Source organism: Phytoactinopolyspora endophytica, assembly GCF_004138495.1.
GTDB classification, from domain to species: Bacteria; Actinomycetota; Actinomycetes; order Jiangellales; family Jiangellaceae; genus Phytoactinopolyspora; species Phytoactinopolyspora endophytica.
In genome coordinates, this window is sequence record NZ_ML142852.1 from 367473 (window position 1) to 370143 (window position 2671).

Consider the following 2671-nt stretch of genomic DNA (forward strand, 5'->3'; position numbering starts at 1 on the left):
ACGACCTGGCCACGAGCGACGATGAGGCGGGCAAGCACGGCACGATGTCTAGGCCCCTTCAAGGCGATGGCCGCACCTGCGCCGTCCCAAGCCATAACCGGCCCCAGCACACCGAACGTGACCTGCACCGACCGAACCACCTTCCCGAGCAGCTACAGCCCAAAGTATCGCGCTCATCGAATGCTCATCCGTGACCGGCAGGCTGAAGTCATCCGCCTATTCAGAAGGAGCAACGATGGCATCCACCATTTCCGGATTCGACTACCGGCGCGTCAGCGTCGATGAGGACGTAGCGTTGAACGTCGCGGTGAGCGGGACCGGCGTCCCGATCGTGCTGCTGCACGGATTCCCGCAGACCCACCTCATGTGGCGGCACGTCGCTACCGACCTCGCCGTCGATCACACGGTCATCTGCCCCGACCTGCGCGGCTACGGCGCCAGCGACAAGCCGGCGGGACGCGACTCCGACACGTATTCCAAGCGGACCATGGCCAGGGACATCGTCGCGATGGCCCGCACACTCGGTCACGAGCGGTTCGCCCTCGCCGGTCACGACCGCGGCGCCTTGGTGGCGATCCGCGCCGGGCTCGACCACCCGGACGTGATCACCCACCTCGCCTCGCTCGATGTCCTGCCGACCCTGGATATGTGGGACATACTGCGCGGCTCCAGCGCGGCGGTCGCCTTCCATCTCTATTTGATGGCTCAGCCGCCCGGTCTGCCCGAGCAGATGATCAGTGCCACAGCCGATGCCTTCTTCGGTCACTTCCTCGACGTCTGGACGCAGAACCCGGACGCCATCCCCGGCGACGTTCGCGCCGAGTATCTGAAAGCCTCCCGCGAGGCCGTCCCTTCCATCGTCGCCGACTACCGTGCCTCGGCCGGTATCGACGTCGAGCACGACCAGGCCGACCGCACCGCCGGGAACCGCCTGGTCATGCCGGTCACGGCCATCCAGCAGGACTGGGGAGCCGCGCTCGGCTTCGACGCGGCCGCGCTGTGGCGGACGTGGGCGTCTGACCTCGAGCACATGACGATCTCAGCAGGCCACTTCATGCCAGAAGAGGCTCCCGCGGAGATCATCAAAGCGCTGCGCTCGCTGCTCACCAGATAGCCTCCATGGCGGGAACTATCGTTACTATGAACAACTAGACTGGTACGACAGTTCCCGGCTACGCCGCCAACATCAACGGCCTGGTCGACGGTGAGCCGCTACGCAACGTCGTCCACGGAACCCGCTAAAGGCCATCGACAGTCGCCGTCAGGCAGGACACTGGCACGTGTGTCCCGATCCTGGTCAACATGCTCTTCATCGACGCCACTTCCGCCTCACATGTTCACCTTGGCTGAGGTGTTGACCTTCTCGGCAACCGGCGGGCGGCTTCGAGTCACGCCGGTACGGGCGTGCGTGCTGTACAGCGTGAGCCCAACGAAGGCCAAGCCGCCGACCAGGTTGCCGATCACCGTGGGAATCTCGTTCCACATCAGGTAATCCATGACCGAGAAGTCGCCGCCGAGCATCAGGCCGGACGGGAACAGGAACATGTTCACCACCGAATGCTCGAACCCCATGTAGAAAAAGACCAGGATGGGCATCCACATGCCGATCACCTTGCCGGGGACGGACGTCGACATCATCGCGGCGACCACACCCGTGGACACCATCCAGTTGCACAGGACGCCGCGGATGAAGAGAGTCAGCATTCCGGCGGCGCCATGGTCCGCATAGCCGACCGTCCGATCGGAACCGATCGCGCCGAGGCTCTGGCCGACTTCGTTCGGGTCCACGCTGAAGGCGAAAGTGAAGATCACGGCCATCATGAGCGCGACGGTGAGCGCACCGGCGAAGTTGCCGATGAAGACCAGACCCCAGTTGCGCAGGACGGAGCGCAAGTTGACGCCTGGCCGCTTGTCGATCCACGCGAGCGGAACCAGAGTGAAGACGCCCGTCAGCAAGTCGAACCCGAGCAGGTACAGCATGCAGAATCCGACGGGGAAGAGCAGGGCACCGACCAGGGCCTCCCCCGTCTGCACCGTGACCGTGACCGCGAACGCCGCGGCCAGCGCGAGGATGGCGCCGGCCATGTACGCACGGATCACGGTATCTCGCGTGGACATGAAGACCTTGGCCTCGCCCGCGTCGATCATCTTGGTAACGAACTCTGGCGGGCTCAGATAGGACATGACGTCGCTCCTTCGCTCGGGGCAACCCGACAAAGCGCAGCCACCCCACCCAGGTGGTCAAGAACCGCGCCGTCCGGTCGAGTTTGGGCATCGCAGATGTCTTCCCCGTGACGAAGCCAGGAAGATCATGTCACGTAGGCCTCACGCGGCGACGGCCGGCTCAGCAATGCCGTCGTTTCGTCGCTGTAACGCGCCGGACCGACAGCCCGGACCATGTGTACGGGATGTGAAGAGTTCGTGTATGCCACCTCACCGCATGGCTCATGGCGCTGACGAGCAGGAATACTCGTCGCACTCACTCACCACAAGGAGTTCGATGTGACCCCGATCATGAGCAAATCCGATGCCGCCGAACTCGTCGTCACCGCCCGCATACGACGCGGGCTGTCCTGGGCTGACATAGCCGACCAGATCGGGGCCCCGGTTGTGTGGACCACCGCGGCCCTGCTCGGTCAACATCCGATGCCTGAGCAACAGGCGAAGCAGG

Annotated in this window: 2 protein-coding genes and 1 pseudogene; 2 read left to right on the forward strand and 1 reads right to left on the reverse strand. The window is 64.3% G+C overall.

Going from position 1 to position 2671, the window contains the following annotated elements; all coding sequences use genetic code 11:
• The first annotated feature begins 235 nt into the window (after positions 1-235).
• Positions 236-1114, forward strand: coding sequence for an alpha/beta fold hydrolase (locus tag ELR45_RS10100; protein WP_129665590.1), 879 nt, complete (start codon positions 236-238; stop codon positions 1112-1114).
• Between the two features lie 215 nt (positions 1115-1329).
• Here ELR45_RS10100 and ELR45_RS10105 read toward each other — a convergent pair whose 3' ends face one another.
• The gene (locus tag ELR45_RS10105; RefSeq protein ID WP_129665592.1) at positions 1330-2184 is read right to left on the reverse strand and encodes a formate/nitrite transporter family protein; all 855 of its coding nucleotides are present in this window, start codon (positions 2182-2184) and stop codon (positions 1330-1332) included.
• A 318-nt stretch (positions 2185-2502) separates the two neighbouring features.
• Between ELR45_RS10105 and ELR45_RS40705 the strand changes: the two are divergent.
• A pseudogene (locus tag ELR45_RS40705) lies at positions 2503-2671 on the forward strand (cyanase); the annotation flags it as partial.